The organism is Desulfobacter latus, from assembly GCF_013389365.1.
GTDB lineage: Bacteria > Desulfobacterota > Desulfobacteria > Desulfobacterales > Desulfobacteraceae > Desulfobacter > Desulfobacter latus.
Window position 1 is genome coordinate 114,745 of record NZ_JACADJ010000001.1, and the last position, 16,361, is coordinate 131,105.

At 47.8% G+C, this 16,361-nt stretch carries 16 protein-coding genes; 5 read left to right on the top strand and 11 right to left on the bottom strand.

Features of this window, described 5'->3' with window-relative positions; all coding sequences use genetic code 11:
• The first annotated feature begins 234 nt into the window (after positions 1-234).
• Positions 235-1,176, top strand: a complete 942-nt coding sequence (locus HXW94_RS00415) for a BMP family ABC transporter substrate-binding protein (protein WP_178364927.1) — start codon at positions 235-237, stop codon at positions 1,174-1,176.
• A gap of 33 nt (positions 1,177-1,209) precedes the next feature.
• Here the strand turns inward: HXW94_RS00415 and HXW94_RS00420 are convergent, their stop codons facing one another.
• Positions 1,210-1,743 (bottom strand): hydrogenase-4 component G, encoded by a 534-nt coding sequence (locus HXW94_RS00420; protein WP_178364928.1) that lies wholly within the window; start codon positions 1,741-1,743, stop codon positions 1,210-1,212.
• A 405-nt stretch (positions 1,744-2,148) separates the two neighbouring features.
• On the opposite strand from HXW94_RS00420, the gene tpx reads away from it, so the two are divergent.
• The 4 genes from tpx to HXW94_RS00440 all read left to right on the top strand — a co-directional run bounded on the left by tpx (position 2,149) and on the right by HXW94_RS00440 (position 7,186).
• Entirely contained in the window at positions 2,149-2,649 is a 501-nt protein-coding gene (tpx, locus tag HXW94_RS00425) for a thiol peroxidase (RefSeq protein WP_178364929.1), read from the top strand.
• A gap of 86 nt (positions 2,650-2,735) precedes the next feature.
• Positions 2,736-4,790, top strand: a complete 2,055-nt coding sequence (locus HXW94_RS00430; protein ID WP_178364930.1) for an AsmA family protein — start codon at positions 2,736-2,738, stop codon at positions 4,788-4,790.
• Positions 4,791-4,811: 21 nt separating this feature from the next.
• Positions 4,812-5,576 (top strand): DUF4197 domain-containing protein, encoded by a 765-nt coding sequence (locus HXW94_RS00435; protein ID WP_178364931.1) that lies wholly within the window; start codon positions 4,812-4,814, stop codon positions 5,574-5,576.
• A 26-nt stretch (positions 5,577-5,602) separates the two neighbouring features.
• The gene (locus tag HXW94_RS00440; RefSeq protein WP_178364932.1) at positions 5,603-7,186 is read left to right on the top strand and encodes an MBL fold metallo-hydrolase RNA specificity domain-containing protein; all 1,584 of its coding nucleotides are present in this window, start codon (positions 5,603-5,605) and stop codon (positions 7,184-7,186) included.
• A 217-nt stretch (positions 7,187-7,403) separates the two neighbouring features.
• On the opposite strand, the gene HXW94_RS00445 is transcribed toward HXW94_RS00440, so the two are convergent.
• The 10 genes from HXW94_RS00445 to HXW94_RS20035 all read right to left on the bottom strand — a co-directional run bounded on the left by HXW94_RS00445 (position 7,404) and on the right by HXW94_RS20035 (position 16,350).
• The gene (locus HXW94_RS00445) at positions 7,404-8,000 is read right to left on the bottom strand and encodes a MotE family protein (protein ID WP_178364933.1); all 597 of its coding nucleotides are present in this window, start codon (positions 7,998-8,000) and stop codon (positions 7,404-7,406) included.
• Positions 7,987-8,445, bottom strand: coding sequence for a flagellar export protein FliJ (gene fliJ, locus HXW94_RS00450; protein WP_178364934.1), 459 nt, complete (start codon positions 8,443-8,445; stop codon positions 7,987-7,989). The genes HXW94_RS00445 and fliJ overlap by 14 nt, the downstream gene beginning before the upstream one ends.
• A 3-nt stretch (positions 8,446-8,448) precedes the next feature.
• Complete coding sequence (locus tag HXW94_RS00455) at positions 8,449-9,813, bottom strand: FliI/YscN family ATPase (RefSeq protein WP_178364935.1); 1,365 nt, start codon at positions 9,811-9,813, stop codon at positions 8,449-8,451.
• Between the two features lie 11 nt (positions 9,814-9,824).
• Positions 9,825-10,838 (bottom strand): FliH/SctL family protein, encoded by a 1,014-nt coding sequence (locus HXW94_RS00460; RefSeq protein WP_178364936.1) that lies wholly within the window; start codon positions 10,836-10,838, stop codon positions 9,825-9,827.
• The gene (gene fliG / locus HXW94_RS00465) at positions 10,825-11,838 is read right to left on the bottom strand and encodes a flagellar motor switch protein FliG (RefSeq protein ID WP_178364937.1); all 1,014 of its coding nucleotides are present in this window, start codon (positions 11,836-11,838) and stop codon (positions 10,825-10,827) included. Before fliG ends, HXW94_RS00460 begins: the two co-directional genes overlap by 14 nt.
• Positions 11,839-11,842: 4 nt before the next feature.
• The gene (gene fliF / locus HXW94_RS00470) at positions 11,843-13,558 is read right to left on the bottom strand and encodes a flagellar basal-body MS-ring/collar protein FliF (protein ID WP_178364938.1); all 1,716 of its coding nucleotides are present in this window, start codon (positions 13,556-13,558) and stop codon (positions 11,843-11,845) included.
• A 26-nt stretch (positions 13,559-13,584) separates the two neighbouring features.
• Positions 13,585-13,881 carry a flagellar hook-basal body complex protein FliE gene (gene fliE, locus HXW94_RS00475; protein ID WP_178364939.1) on the bottom strand — a complete coding sequence of 99 codons (297 nt, stop codon included), beginning with the start codon at positions 13,879-13,881 and terminating at the stop codon, positions 13,585-13,587.
• 23 nt (positions 13,882-13,904) lie between these two features.
• A complete protein-coding gene (gene flgC / locus HXW94_RS00480) occupies positions 13,905-14,402 on the bottom strand; it encodes a flagellar basal body rod protein FlgC (RefSeq protein ID WP_178364940.1) in 498 nt (165 codons plus the stop codon).
• A 3-nt stretch (positions 14,403-14,405) separates the two neighbouring features.
• On the bottom strand, positions 14,406-14,819 hold the full coding sequence (flgB, locus tag HXW94_RS00485) for a flagellar basal body rod protein FlgB (RefSeq protein WP_178364941.1): 414 nt from the start codon (positions 14,817-14,819) through the stop codon (positions 14,406-14,408).
• 145 nt (positions 14,820-14,964) lie between these two features.
• A complete protein-coding gene (locus tag HXW94_RS20035; RefSeq protein WP_178364942.1) occupies positions 14,965-16,350 on the bottom strand; it encodes a sigma 54-interacting transcriptional regulator in 1,386 nt (461 codons plus the stop codon).
• Positions 16,351-16,361: the final 11 nt, after the last annotated feature.

Here is a 16,361-nt window from a genome sequence, read left to right on the forward strand (position 1 = left end):
CATTTTTCCTAGGGCAATCCCTCTGTGGTTGCCCTTTTGTTAGGGCAGGCACGGTGGATTGCCCCTACAACGCCCGACATTAGAACCAACCCCTATTTTGATTTTACACATTTAGGAGAGACGAAATTGCCAATAAAACGCATAATTGTTTTACTTAGTTTAATTTTGGGAATGTGTATTTATTCAGCCTGCGATCAGCTTCCCAACCCGTTTAGATCTGTAAAAAAAGTTGGAATGGCTCTGGATACAGGCGGTGATAAGGATCATGGGTATAATGAATGCAGTCTGCGCGGTGCCCAAAAGGCGGCTGAAACCAGCGGGCTTGACTTTGAATATATGGTCAGTGCCACAAGAAAAGACTATGACAAAAACATAAAAGCACTCATTGATGCCGATGCAGACCTTATCTTTACCATTGGTTCCACTCAAGCGGATGCCACGGCTAAAGCTGCCAGGCGCTATCCGGACCATCATTTTGTCATAATGGATTATGCCTTTTCGCCCGGCATAAGCTGCCCTGATACCGTATCTGACTGTTATACGCAAGAGGGTGGACTGGCCAATGTTACCAGTATTGTTTTTAAGGAAGACCAACCCGCCTATCTTGGCGGAACCCTGGCTGCCTGTATGTCTGAGTCCCAGAACCTGGGTATTGTCGCCGGAGATCAGATTCCCCCAGTGCTTCGGTTAGTGAGCGGGTTTGAAAATGGTGCAAAATCCATTAACCCGCAGATCAATATCCAGACCATTTATATTCCCGATTTCGATGATGAAGAAACCGGCTATCAAGTTGCCAGAAAGCTTATTTCAAATGGGGCGGACATTCTCTTCTGCCCTGCCGGAAAGACTGGGCTTGGCGGTTTAAAAGCTGCGGCAGAATTCAATGTAAAAGCATTGGGCGTCGATGTCGATCAATATATTACAGTACCAAGCGCCAGACATGTTCTGATAACAAGTGTGATGAAAAATGTCGATGTGGCAGCCGGTGCCATTGTAGAAAAGTTTGCTAAGGGAACCCTCAGATGCGGTGTCTATGAATTTGATCTTAAAAGCCATGGGGTCGGGTTGGCACCTTACCACGAATGGGAAGGCAAGATCCCTCAAAAGTGCACTCAACTTGTTGCGCTTGCCAGTAAAAAAATCGTACTCAACCCCAACCGGTCCCTATCGAAATAAAAGAGGCAATCGAAATATATGAATTTTGTTGCCTCAAATGCTCAAATCGACAACTGAACCGCCGTTCTCTCGGATTTTTTCATCAATGGTTTCTAAACTTTTTGTCAAGGTTTGATATGATATTTCCGGTAGTTTGCCTCCCCAGGCTTTTTTCGCCTCTTTAAATCCTTCAAGGATGCCTTCCCGTCCGGATTTCAAACGCTCTATATCATCACCGGCACCTTTTATAACAAAGTCAATGATGCGCTGGGATGTTTGATCCACGCCAAAATATCCATCTTCACTGACAAGCTCGGCAGCCTGTCCGGGGGACAGTTCAGAAATAGGATTATCTTTATAGATCAAAGAAGATTTAAGATTTTGATCCAATTGGCTAAAATGACTAAGCGCATTCTGGGTCTCAATTTTGTGCTGGGTATCTGTTTTGACTTGCAGGCTGAATTGTATGATGTCAGTCTGCATTGAATACTTTGAAACCGATGTATTTTTCCCGGTTCTATTGCTTGATTGAAATAATTTGGCATTAATCCCGGTGACGTTATTTGTACTGCCGGTCACATTTGACATCGTCCATCCCCCCCCCTATTTTGGTGTTTTTATATAGTATCGGTCTTTAAAATAAATTTCTAAACTTTTAAATCAAGGAAAATGATGTGGTCAACGCCAAATATCCAGGATTTTAAGCAGAACAATTTGCAATATCAGATATCGCCATTATTCTTTACAAAAGGTCGGTATGGAGGATATTATAGTCTTGATGATCCGGTTTTTGTTAATTTGCCCAACTTCGGCGTTGGAAAAAATTTTTAATCCTCAAAATATGTTGTATATTAACCTCCGGTTAAAAATTGTTTCCGCCTTGAACTTGAACAAATTCCTTAAAAACTTGATCATCGAAATAGTGCATATTTTTTCCAGACCGATACACGATTATTCAAACGGAACGTATGAAAACAAAAAAGGAGAACATTCATGGGATCTATTACACTTGGCGGCAACCCGGTAACGTTGGCTGGTGATTTTCCCCGAACCGGTGAACAGACAAAAGATTTTACCCTTGTGGGACAGGATTTATCAGAGATCAAACTGTCTGCGTTTGCCGGTAAACAGGTGGTGCTTAATATTTTTCCAAGCCTTGACACCGACATCTGTGCCACATCTGTTCGTACATTCAATAAAAAAGCCGGTGACTATGAAAATACGGTTGTACTCTGTATCTCAGGCGATTTGCCCTTTGCCCACAAACGGTTCTGCGTTGCCGAAGGCATTGAGAATGTTGTGACTGCGTCTGCCTTCCGTAGCCCGCAGTTTGCCCTTGACTATGGTGTGGCCATGCAGGACGGACCGCTGGCCGGTCTTACGGCCCGGGCCGTTGTTGTTCTCAATGCATCCGGTGAGGTGGTTCATGCCCAGCTTGTGCCGGAGATCAAACAGGAGCCGGATTATGAATCTGCGCTGTCTGCACTTTCGTAATTAGTAGAAAATACAATAAATCCCCATTCGGAAACCGTTAGAAAAGGGTATTCCCGGATGGGGATTACGACCTCAAGGAGTTTGATATGATCAGATTCTTAAAATGGGTTATCGTTACGATAGGCATTCTCGCTGGTCTGATTATCGGGACTGCTGTACTGGTTCCCATGTTTGTGGATGTCGGAAAGTATCTGCCGAACATTGAAGCTATGGTGACCCGGCATACGGGGCGTAGTTTCTCCATGGGCGACGATATCAAACTGTCCCTGTTTCCCTGGGCCGGGATTCGTCTGTCTGACTTGACCCTGGGCAACCCTGACGGATTTGGGGAACAGCCCATGATCACGGTGAAACGCTTTGAAGCCCGGGTAAAGGTATTGCCGCTATTGTCCAGGCATATTCAGGTGGAAAAATTCATTGTAGCGTCTCCCCGGATTGCGTTGGTTAAAAATAAGGCAGGTCTGGGGAACTGGGAAAATATAGGGCCCTTGGATATTCGCAATTCGGATCAGGGCGATCAGGCCCAATCCACCGACCCTGGGCAGGAGACCTCTGCAAAAACACAGACACAGAGTACAGAACTTCCCATTGCATCACTTATCGTTGACCGGTTTGCCGTCATCAACGGGTTTCTTTCCTATGTAGACAAAGGCAGCGGCCTGTCCAAAAAGATTTCAGATCTTAATTTAGATCTGTCCGGCATCAGCCTTGATAAAGCCATTGATATTACCTTGGGCGCCCAAATGGATGGCAAACCCGTATCTTTGACCGGCAACGTCGGGCCTGTGGGAAAAAATCCCGGTGCCACGGATATTGATTTTGATCTTATGGTCAAGGCGCTGGATCACCTGGCCCTTTCCCTTAAAGGCCGGCTGATTAAACCCATGACCGAACAGGCCGTTGATATGGGTATTGATTTTGCCCCCTTTTCGCCTAAAAAATTGTTTCTTTCTCTAAATCAGCCGTTTCCCATTGAAACCAGGGATGCCTTAGCCCTGGATACGCTATCCCTGACGGCTGTTATCAAAGGGTCGGCTGAGGCCGTGAGCGTATCAGACGGCGTTTTGGTGCTGGATGATTCAACCATGAATTTTAATGCCCGGGTCCAGGCGTTTGAAAAACCGGATCTTAAATGTGTCCTTTCCGTGGATACGATTGATGTGGACCGTTATCTGCCTTTGGCAACGCAAAAGGATTCGGGACGGGCTGTTTCAGCCCCAAGCGGACCCACGGCCAAGGACACCGGTAAGAGCAGCACAAAAACCACTCCCATTGATTATGCGCCTTTACGCAAAATGGTGCTGGATGCAAAGGTGAACATTGGCAGCCTTAAAGTCGCGGGATTAAGCATGAGCAATATTACAGCCTTTCTGGCAGGCAAAAACGGGGTGTTTACCCTGGATCCTTTTTCTATGGATCTTTACCAGGGAAAGGCCGGGGCAAAGGTTGGGGTTGATGTGCGTAAAAACACCCCGACAACAACCCTGCACCTGACAACCAGCGACATCCAGGCAGGCCCCGTCATTCGGGATAGTATGGGCAAAAATATTATTGAAGGGGCACTGGCCTCGGATATTTTTCTTTCCATGACCGGCGATACCCTGGATATGATTAAAAAGAGCCTGGCCGGTAACGGACAGCTTAAATTTGTTGATGGTGCTATCGTGGGTGTTGATATTGCGGGCACCATCCGTAATGCCAAGGCAGGTATTGGCCTGGGCGAATCCACCACGGAAAAGTCGAGAACCGATTTTGCTGAACTTAAGATTCCATATACAGCAGCCAGGGGGCTTGTGAAAATTCCGGAGGCATCCCTTGTCTCTCCCCTGTTAAGACTTGTTGCCGGCGGACAGACCCATCTGGTAAAAGAGACTCTGGATTTCAGGATTGAACCGAAACTGGTGGCCACGCTTAAGGGGCAGGGGGACACCAGGGAGCGTTCAGGGCTGTTGATCCCCCTTGTGATAAGCGGTAGTTGGGAAAATCCAAAGGTGCGGCCGGATCTTGAAGCCATATTGAAGAACCGGTTGCCCGACGCTGATGAACTCAAACAACTCATTCACGGCGACGGATCGGATTCTGGTAAGAAAACTGATATTAAGGATAGAGCCAGGGGGTTAATCAAAGATTTATTTAATTAATTATAGGAGGTGCGTTTAAACATGTGTAAACAAAGAATTAACATTTTGGCAATTGCTTTTGTTTTTGCCTTTGTTCTGGGGGGGCAGACGCCTGCCGTGGCTGGAAATTCCCTGCTGGAACAAGGCGCTTCATTGATTAAATCCATGGGTAAGGGTGACACAAGTGAAAGCAGCAGTTCCGGCAGCCTGACCAACAACGAAATTATTTCCGGTCTTAAGGAGGCGCTGGAAACAGGTGCCGGAACCGTTGTCAGCCAGTTGGGTGCTGAAAACGGATTTAACTCAGATGCCAATATTCATATCCCTTTGCCTTCCTATCTCTCCACGGCGCAGACCTTGATGGGTAAGGCCGGGCTGGGGTCCTATGCAGAGGCTCTTGAACTGAAATTGAACCGGGCTGCCGAGGTGGCCACCCCCAAAGCCAAGGCGTTATTTGTAAATGCCATTTCACAGATGTCGTTTGAGGATGCCAACAGCATTCTCAATGGCGCGGATGATGCGGCCACCCAGTATTTTAAGAAAAAAACCTCCGGCGATCTCACCAAGGCCTTTACCCCCGTAGTAGAGAGTATCCTGGAAGAGATCGGGGCAATTAAAGTCTATGACCGGATGATGGAAAAATATAAATCCCTTCCGCTAGTTCCCGATGTAAAAGGCGATCTGGCAGACTATACTGTTGAAGAAACGTTGGAAGGCATTTTTTATTATCTGGCAAAAGAGGAAAAGGCTATCCGGGAAAATCCGGCAAAACAGACGACGGCATTGTTAAAGAGATTATTCAATTGATTTAGTGTGAAAAAAGGTGCGAATCTATGGTTGAAGTTGGATTTTTCGGAGCAGCAGGAGAGGTGACCGGGTCCATGCATATGCTGGATACAGGCATTGATAAAATTTTATTGGATTGCGGCATGTACCAGGGCCGAAGAAAGGAGAGCCGGGAGAAAAATGAAAACTTTCAAATAAACCGGTCTGACATTACAACGATGATCCTTTCCCACGCCCATATTGATCATTCCGGCCGGATTCCGCTGTTAACAAAAAACGGTTTTTCCGGGCGTATTGTCACCACCCGTCCCACCAAAGACGCTCTGAATTATATGCTCCTGGATTCAGGGCATATCCAGGAATCTGATGCCCTGTACCTTAACTATAAATCCCTGCGTGCGTTTCTGTATCAGCTTGAACAGTCCAAAGCCAAACAGCAGATTTCCAACAAGGAAAAAGCCAGAATCAAAAAACTGCTGAAAACAGGCCGCCATGAACTGAATGTGGATGCCATTGCCGCACTTCACAAAGAGTACGGCCTTGACATGGTAACACCACTGTATACCCAGCAGGATGCGCTGGAATCCCTTTCCTTTATTGACGGATACCCCTTTGGTTCGAAAGTGACCATTGGAAAGGGCATCACTGTAAAATTTTACGTGGCCGGCCATATATTAGGGTCTGCCTTTTCTTTGATTACGGTGAAACCCGAGAATGGCGGTAAACCCCTTAAAATACTTTTTACCGGTGATGTCGGCCGGTTTGAAAAACCCATTTTAAAAGACCCCACCCTGAAATTTGATGAAGCGGACAGGGATATTGATCTGATGATCATTGAAAGTACCTACGGGGACCGGGAGCATACCCCGGTAGCGGATCTTGCCGGCAGTCTCAAAGACACTTTGAACCGGACAATCGCACGGGGTGGGGCGCTTCTGATTCCTGCGTTTGCCTATGGCAGAACCCAGGAGATTATTTATTTTCTTCACCAGTTGTATAAATCCGGCGCTGTTCCCCAACTCCCTATTTATGTGGATAGTCCTTTGGCATCAAATATCACAAAAGTCTTTGGAGAACATCCGGAAACCTATGATACGGAAACCCATAAAATATTTTTGGAAAAGGGGATCAACCCTTTTTATTTTAAAGATATCAAGTTTGTTGAGTCGGTAGAAGAATCCATGCGCGTCACCCAGGACGACACCCCGCATATTGTGATTTCGGCATCAGGCATGTGTGAGGCGGGCCGGATTCTCCACCACCTGCGTTATAAAATCCATAATCCCAAACACACCATCCTTATCGTGGGGTATATGGCCCAACACACCCTGGGCCGTCGTATTGAAGAATTCGGATTGCAGGAAAATTCGGCCGCAGATAAGGCGCCGGACGTCAAAATTTTGGGAAAATCCTATCCCTTGAGAGCCCATGTGGAAAAAATCGGTGGATTTTCAGCCCATGCAGACTGCCATGAGCTGATGCAGGTGGTTGCCGGATCCAATCTGCGGGTGAAAAAAATTGCCGTTGTCCACGGTGAAGCCGACCAGAGCGCGGCATTTGCCCGGCGCCTCAACGAGAACGGATATAGTGCCTTTATCCCCAAACGTGGAGACCGGGTTAAATTGTCGTAATTATGGCATCCTTCATTTCCCGCTTTACACTTTCCAGATGCCGACCCCCATTTTTCGGGAACCTCCATTCAAAAAGTGTAAAGTACTTTTGGGATCATATGAAGGATGCCGTAATTATAACCATGGAAGAGACGGAACGCACTGAAAGTTAACGTGCAAGTGCAAAGCGATCAATCCGTACTTTCTTATTTCTGTACTCTTCCGTGCGTTCCGTGGTTCATCTTTTTTTAAAGGCCAGGCGTTCGCTTATTTTTGCGGCCTTTTCATACGCCACAAAAGCCAGGATCTGGGAGGCGGAAACTTCGCGCATTCTTAAAAATATTTCATAGGCAACAGAAAGTTCCATCTTATTGACAATTTCCGCTGCTGCTTTGGGTTTCATGCGGGCATACATTTTTACCAAACGGTTCATTTTTGCTTCAAAGGCGGCAGCTTCTTCCTGTTCTTTTGCGGTTTTTTTCTTTTCAAGTCGGGCCATATCCGCTTCAATCTGCTTTTTCAGGGCCGTCAGCGACTCTAATTTTTCATCAATCTGGGCCTCATAGGTCTCCAGCTCCTTTTTTTCTTTGGCCAGTTTTTCACTGGCCTCAGCCACGGCTTTTTTTTTCTCTTCAAGTCCCTGGAGAACGACCTTGGCAGGGTCCGGACATTCAGGGCATTCCGGACAGGGTGACGGCGCTGTTTCTGTGTTTTCATCTTCAGCCAAAACCAATACCGGCTGCCCCCAATGTATATATGAAATACCAATAAAGACTGTTGTTACCAGAAGCAGATTGACCGCAACGCCCACTATCCAGCGCTTAAACATGTTCATTATTCACCTCCCTGGCCGTTTTCAAGGATGCAATTTCATCCAGGCTTTTCTGCGCGTCCTGGATCATTTCATGGGTATATTCCCGGGCCTGTTTTTCCCGCAGCCGTTCCAGTGATTTTTTGTCAATGGTTCTTTGTTTAAGGGCCTCCCGCTTGTCGTCCAGGATTTTTTCAAGTTCGGTTTTTTTGTTCCGTTCAAGTATGATTGACTGATCAACGGCAGTAATAAATTCTCTGTAGCGGTTGAACCGGCCTGCTACCATTCCTTTTTCCATAAGGGATTCAAGCTGGTCAGTCGCCGATGTTTTGTCTTTTTGCAATCCTGTGATACGCTGTTCACAGGTCAGGACATCGGCCACAGCTTGAGCCGTTTCCTGTTTGGCCACCTGTTCAAGATGGCGTTTGTACTTTAAAAGGCTTTGGAGTCTGAACTGAAATTTTTTCATGGATTAGGTCCGCTTTTTTTGGGGGTCAGCCGGTGAGCCTTTGATTCCCAGCGCCTTTTTCAGGCCGTTTACACTGGCCTGCATATCCTTTTTTTGATCAATATTCTGGCGCAGCATTTGATTGATGCCGGGCATCAATTTTTTGGCCTGGTCTACATCAGGGTTTGACCCGTCCACATAAGCACCGATGGTGATCATGTCCTCTGCATTTCGATATGCCGCCATGATATTGACGGCTTTGTCCCGCATGGCCATGTGGTCCGGGTTGCTGACATCCCGCATGACCCTGGAGACACTGGCCATGACATCAATGGCCGGGTAGTGCCCACGATTGGCAAGATCCCTGGACAGGACAATATGTCCGTCCGTTATGGAACGAACCGTATCACCCACCGGATCGTTCATATCATCGCCTTCCACTAGAACCGTATAAATCCCGGTGATTGAGCCACCACTTTCAAGCACGCCGGGGCGTTCAAGAAGAATGGGAATCTGGACAAAAAATGAGGGCGTATATCCTCGGGTCGTCGGTGGCTCACCCGCAGCCAAGCCCACGTCCCTGGAGGACATGGCAAACCGGGTAATGGAATCCAGCATGAGCAGCACATCCTTTCCCTGATCCCTGAAGTACTCGGCAATGGTGGTGGCCAGATAGGCCCCCCGCATACGGGTCAACGGCGGGGAATCCGATGTAGCGGCTACGAGGACAGCCCGCTTGAGCCCTTCCTCTCCCAGGGTCTCCTCCACAAAATCCTTGACCTCCCGGCCCCGCTCCCCAATGAGCCCGATCACCACCACATCCGCACTGGTATGTTTGGTCATCATGCCCATGAGTACACTTTTTCCCACACCGGAGCCGGCCATGATGGCTATCCGCTGTCCCCGGCCCAAGCTAATCATGGCGTTTATGGCCCCGATGCCGACATCAAGGGGCTCTTTAATCATTTTCCGTTCCAGGGGCCCCAGGGGTTTTCCATACAGATAATAAGCGGTTGAACCTGCAATCGGCCCCTTATTGTCAATGGGATTTCCCATGCCGTCCAGTACGCGTCCAAGCATGTCATCGCCCACCGGCACCATGGGAGAAGAGGCCACCGGCACAATCCGGCTTCCCATGCTGATGCCCCTGATATCACCAAAGGGCATAAATAACGCTTTTTCCTGCCGAAAGCCCACGACTTCAGCCATGACAGCCATTCCATGGTCATTGATAATGCGACACACACCGCCCACGCCAAGGCCTAAACTGTCCCCTTCGGCAATCAGCCCGATCACCTGGGACACCCGGCCTTCGGGCGTCACGGTCCTGACCTTTTCCACAGCATTGGCATAAACACTAAAATTCACTTTTTCAAAAAGATCATTCATGATATCTCCGCTTAGCTCCCCGCCTGGACAATGGCGTCGTAAACCGCCTTGAGTTTGGATTCCGGATCTGTGACAACAGTGGCGCCGGCACTTTCAATACGACACCCCCCTTTGGGAAGCATGGCGTCCGTATTCACTGTTACGTTCGTCAGGGAGCGTACAGACTCAAAAAAAGATTCTTTAATCATCTCCACATATTCATAGTCTTCTTCGGCCACACTCAGGGTAATTTCCTCCGGAGAGGCAAGCTGGGACAATGCGTCCAGGATTGTGTTCTTGATTACCGTATCGTCCGCGTCTAATTTGGCCATCACCACTTTCCCGGCAATCTGACAGACCAGTTCAACCAACTGCGTTTCATATCGCACCAGCATCTCTTCCAGCATCCGGTCTACGGTTCCCAGTGCCTGCCGGAAAGGGTCCAGGATCTGCGCCATTTCCTGGAAAATTTGCTCTTTTCCCGCCTCACGCCCCTCTTCCATTCCCTTTTCAAAGCCTTCGGCCTCGCCTTTGACAAAGCCTTCGGCTTCCCCCTGTTTACCCCCCTCTTCCCGGCCTTTTTTCACTCCCTCTTCATAACCCTTGGTGTGGCCCTCTGAGAGCCCTTTTTCAAGTCCCTGGCTCATACCTTTTTCATAGCCTTCGGCAAATCCCTGTTCTTCCGGCGTGGGGTCCTCATTTGATTCATCCGTATTCCGGGTTTGCGCTAAAGCAGAATCGGAAACCGCCAAGTTTGCAGCGGATTCGTCCGTATCTGCATCTGCGCTCTGGATCAGCGGTTCGAAGAATTCCTCTTTAAGCTGTTGGGTTACTTTATAAACAGCATCAAACCCGCCTTCCGTCCTTTCAACTTCCAAGGGATCAAACAAAAGCGTAAACCGGTCAAAGTCAGGTTCGGCATCCGGTCGCTTAAGTGAGACCTCTCCATCAAAACTGTCAAGGGAACCCACATCAATGGCCTTGAATCCATCATCTTGAGGCAAGGATCTTCCCTCTTTATGTTTTTCTTGATCAGACAAGGACATCCTCCTTTCCTTTACCCAGGGTTATGGTGCCGTCGGCCTCAAGCTCTTTGGCAGCCCTGACAACGGCTTGCTGGGCTTCTTCAACCTCTGCCAGGCGGACCGGCCCCATGGCATCCAGATCATCTTTAAGCATTTCACCGGCCCGCTGGGACAAGTTGGAAAAAATTTTGCCCTTCATATCTTCGGTGGCGGTTTTTAATGCGTAGGTGAGCTGCTGACCTTCCACCTTCTTGAGAATTTCCCTCATGGCAGTATCATCCACATGGGTCAAATCCTCAAATACAAACATGAGTTTGCGTATTTCTTCGGCCATTTCCGCATCATCTTCCTCAACATATTCCATCACCGCATCTTCTGTGAATTTATCCACACCATTGATGATATCTACCAGAACGCCAAGGCCCCCTGCCTTACCGCCGGGGCCGACTGCCCCGCTGAGTTCATATTCCAACGCCTTGTCCACATCCCGGACAACATCCTCGGAAATCTGGCCTAGCCTCGCGATTCTCATCGAGACATCGCCTTTGAGTTCATCCGGTAGATTGATCATAATTTCCGAGGAAATTTCTGCGGGCATATGGGCCAGGATCATGGCAATGGTCTGGGGATGTTCGCCTTCAATATATGCCGATAAAGTGGCTGTATTCACATTCCGGCTCCATATAAAAGGTTTATCCTGTTTTTTCTTTTCCAGGTCTTCCAGGATGGCTTTGGCGTCCTTGTCCTTGAGTGTCTTGCTGACCACATTTTTAATAAAGGAGTCCCCTTCAACAATCATCTTGGACTCTCCTTCATATCTGACATTGAAATCAGCGCACACGACCTTAATCATTTCCGGTGTAATCTGATTGACCTTGGACATTTCAAAGGCAATTTCACCAATTTCCTGTTCTTTCATTTTTGAAAATACCTGGGTTGAATATTCTTCTCCCATGTATATAAGAAATATTGCTGCCTTTTGACAACCGTTTAACTTTTTCGGATCAATTGCGTTTGACATGGTATTACACCTCCATTTCTTCCTTTACTTCACCAAGCCATCCCTTGATGATATTCACAGTCTTGGACAGATCTTTTTCCGCATAATACAGGGCTTTTTCCTGTTCACTCATATTGTTCAGGTATGCGTTCCGCTCAGCTGCCGTCATTTTTTGGATGAATACTTCTTTTTGATTTTCGGTCATGGTTTCAAAAAATTCACGCTGCTGATCTGCATCCATCTCAATAAAAGCAGGTTCCTTCTCTTCCGTCTCAAGCTGGGCAAGTTCTTCCGGTGAGGGTAACGCTTCCTGCTCCACCGTAACCTTGATGTCGCGAACGGTTTTTATGATAGGGCGGATGATGAACAGGAACAATACAAATACCAGCAGTAAATTGGCAATAAGACGTCCGTATTCCTTCTGGACCATGCGCCAGCCGGTGAGTTTTTCCTCAATTCCCTGCATATCGTCAATGGACGCAAAGGGAAAGCACTCCATGGAAACCTGGTCATTGCGATCCTCATTATATCCCATGGCCCTGCTTACAATACTTTGAAACTGCGTCATCTCCTCGGCAGACCGGGGCATATACACCCGTTTGGTGTTGCCTTTGTCATCTGTTTGAAGTTCATATTTACCATCAATCACGGCTGCCACTGAAAGCCTTGTGAGTTGGGCCATGGGTTTCTGGGTTTCCCTGACCCGTCGGCTGATTTCGTAATTGACCGTATCATCACGCTTATTGATCCGTTCCCGGTTTTCATCAGCGGTCTGGTCTTCATCGGTGATGGGGTTTACCGATGAAGGGGTACCGATCTGTTCATCAAGCTGGACAACCTTTTCAGCTCTGTTTTTCCGACTGCGTATAAATTCCCCACCCCGCTCAAACGGATCATAAATTTCTTCATTCATGTTATTTTTGGAAAAATCCATTTCCGAGGTAACCCGTACAATGGCTTTATTTGCACCGACGATACGTTCAAGCATGGTCTGAATTCTGTGCGTCAGATTCTCTTCAAACCGCACTTTATATTGATACTGGGCATCTGCAAGACTTTCTGCATCAATTCGGGCTTGTTCTCCTTCGGATTTTCCCTCAAATAAAATTCGGCCGGCAGTATCCACAACGGTAACCAGTTTTGGGGTTAAATCCTGGACGGAAGACGCCACTAAATGTGCAATGGCAGCCACTTCATCCTTCTTGAGGTCAGCGATCAGCTCCAGCAGAATAGATGCCGACGGCTGTTTGGTCTCCTCCACAAAAACCGACTCCTTGGGCAGCACAATCATGACCTTGGCATTTTTCACGGCCTCAAATGCCGCAATGGTGCGTGCCAGTTCCCCTTGAAGCGCCCGCTTTTTATTGATTTTCTGGACAAATTCGGTGGTGCCGAACTCGCTTTTATCAAAAATTTCATATCCAACCCCTGCGCCTTTAGGGATTCCTTCTTTGGCCATGGTCAACCGGACATCATACACCATGCTATCCGGTACCAGAATGGTGGTCCCGTCACCGGTCAGGCGATAGGGCGTATTGGTGGATTTAAGCACGTCGACCACAGCCGCGGCATCTTCCTGGTTCAAGCCTGAATATGCGGTTTGATAGGGCGTTTTATTAGCCCATACAAACATGGTGATAAAACCAGCCACAAGCACCAGGAGCAGTCCGCCCAGAAGGACTTTACGGATCATGCTCATCTCTTTGAACATGGTAATGATTTTTTCAATTACGGGATTCATTTAAGTGGCTCCTGCTTTACCAGGGGTTATACCTGCATCCGCATGACTTCGTTATAGGCATTCATGGCCTTGTTCCGGACCTGTGCCAGTACTTTAAGAGAGGTGGAGGCACGGCCTAACGCCATCATGCCTTCATGTATACCAAGTTTGCCTTCAATGACCGCCTCAACAGAATCATCCGCCACATGCTGATTATTATTAACTTCCAGGACGGCTGATTCCAGACGTTCCATGAATTCGGGATTTCGTTTGGCGACCCGCTCCGCCACAGGTTCCCTGTACAGGGATAATTTGCCCGGTGCTGTTGTATTTATTTCATCCATTTATCCGATCCTTTCCCCAAAAATTATTTACCTATCTCAAGGGCTTTGCTGACCATATTTTTTGTGGTGGAAAGCGCCGTGACACTGGCCTCATAACTTCGACGGGCCACCATCATGTCTGAGATTTCAGTTAAATGATCCACGTTGGGCATCTTCACATACCCGGTATCCGGATCTGCATCGGGATGGGCAGGGTTGTACACCAGATGAAAATCCTCCTGGGACCTGACAATTTGGTCCACCCTGACACCTGTACCATTATCCGGCGTTTTTTCATCCTCAAACTCAATGGGAGAAAACTCAATCCCGCCGGAGTGATCCTTTTTCATTTTCTGTTGCACCACGCTTTCAAAGTCGTCGATATTATCGCCTTTAAATACCACCATTTTTCGACGATAGGGCCCGCCGTCTTCACTTCTGGTGGTATCCACGTTAGCCAGGTTTTCAGCAATGACATTGAGTTTCATACGATGGGCCGCAAGGGCTGTACCGCTGATTTTTGACGCATTCATTAAATTCATGGATTATTTTCCTCCCTCATCAATGGCATAGTTAAGTATGGTCATTTTACGCAACAGCATCTCGGCGGTAGATCTGAATTTTATATTGTTTTCCATCAGATTCATCATTTCCGTATCTATGTTTACCGAATTCAGGTGATAGATATCCACATCCTCGCTGTCCATACTGTTCATTTGACCGGTTGACCCGTCAATGTTGCCGGGTAGGTGTTTTTCATTGGTTTTGTCAAGATTATCAGGTTCCGGTTCGGTCATGGCCCGTTTAAGCGCACTTTGAAAATCTATATCGCTGGGCGTATACCCGATGGTATCAATGTTGGCGATATTGCCTGTGATCAGGTTATGGCGCCGGCTTGAGATGTCCATACTTTTTCCGATCATCTCGTAGGTTTGCCCGAATATTCTTGAATCTGCCATTTTAACCTCCGTTGTTTTTAAATTGACGCGCCGGGGCATCCACAGGGTGGCATTGCCTCAGATATCCGGACAAGCGTGCCGGAATATCAATATCATAAACGGAAAAAGCAAATTATATGCCTGAAATAACAAAAAACAGAAATAATCAGATAGTTTCTTTGTATTCATTCAGTTTATTGCGAAGGGTTCTAACGCTGATTCCCAGAATCTTTGCCGCATGGGTTCGGTTCCCCTCGGTCTGATCCAGTGTCCTGAAAATCATTTTTTGTTCCATCTCTTTAAGGGAGACAGCGGAAAAGTCTTCATTCTCAATGGATTCTAGGTCTGTGTCATCATCGGTAAGGGGCATGTCGCCACCATCATCCATGAGCAGATCAGAAGGGGTGATCATATCGGTTTCAGCAAGCAGGACCGCACGATGAATGACATTTTCAAGCTCCCGGATATTGCCGGGAAAGGAATGGTTTTGAAGCACGGAACGCGCCTGATCCGTCAATCCCTTGACGGATCTTGCGTCAATCCGGCAGTATTTTTTTATAAAAAAATCACATAAGGGCCGGATGTCCCGACTGCGCTCGCGCAAGGGGGGGATAATCAGCGGAATGGTATTGAGACGATAAAACAGATCCTCCCTGAATACCTGGTTTTCCACGGCGGCCTTGGCATCCCGGTTGGTGGTGGCGATCACCCGGACATCTACATCCACAGGCTGGGTGCCCCCCACCCGGTCGACCACTTTTTCCTGAAGCACCCGTAGCAATTTGGATTGCAGGTGAAACTGCATCTCCGTAATTTCATCCAGAAACAGGGTGCCTTTATCAGCCAGTTCAAATTTACCGACCTTCCTTGCCAATGCACCGGTAAACGCCCCTTTTTCATGGCCGAATAATTCGCTTTCCAGAAGATTTTCCGGCAGGGCTGCGCAGTTGACGGCAATAAATGGCTGATGCCGGCGGGTACTTTTTTCATGCAGAAATTTTGCAAGCAGTTCCTTGCCGGTACCGCTTTCCCCCTGGATGAGTACCGATGCCGACGAATCCGCCACTCGGCCGGCAAGCTTGAGCAGACGCTCCATTTTGGGGTCTCTGGTAATGATTTGAACGGCTTTATGCTTAATTATTTTTTTATTTTCTGCTTCCCGATCCCCAGATGAGGGCGCAATGGCTGTGGCCAAAGATTTTTTTACGCTGAGTTCAAGCTGTTTGGGGTCAACCGGCTTGATCAGATAATCCATGGCACCGTGCTGTATCAGGCGGACGGCATAATCCATCACAGGATCCGGGGTAAGGATAATGGTCTTTGGCACGCCAATGTCGGAATCAGCCGCCTGTTTAAGGAAATCCAACGCTGAGAATCCCGGTGTACCATCGTCGGCGACAACCACCGCAGGTCTTTGGGAAATCAGGTGGGGGATTGCATCCGAGCCGTCGGGCACGGCATCAACCATAAAACCCATCCCTTCGAACAGGTCGGTATAGGTCATTCGCTCTTTGGGGTTTTCAATTATGAGAAATAATCGTTGTCCAGGCACGTTGCCAAAGC